This is a genomic window from Streptomyces xanthophaeus (assembly GCF_000725805.1).
Taxonomy (GTDB): Bacteria; Actinomycetota; Actinomycetes; order Streptomycetales; family Streptomycetaceae; genus Streptomyces; species Streptomyces xanthophaeus.
In genome coordinates, this window is record NZ_JOFT01000163.1 from 1 (window position 1) to 209 (window position 209).

Annotated in this window: 1 protein-coding gene; it reads left to right on the forward strand. The window is 70.3% G+C overall.

Features of this window, described 5'->3' with window-relative positions:
• Window positions 1-209: 4Fe-4S dicluster domain-containing protein (locus IO30_RS41190; protein WP_037895612.1), on the forward strand; the 209-nt coding region annotated here is incomplete at both ends.

Here is a 209-nt window from a genome sequence, read left to right on the forward strand (position 1 = left end):
GCCAAGGCCCCGTATCTGCTGGCGGGTGGCGGCAAGGACATGGAGGGCAATGAGAAGGCGACGGCGGAGCAGCTGAAGGACGTTCCCGCGGCTGCGCTGGCGGAGGCGGAGCGCCCGCTGATCGGGACGGCCGAGGAGAACGGCGTCATCGACCCGGACGTCCTGTGGTCGTGCACGACGTGTGGTGCGTGCGTGGAGCAGTGCCCGGT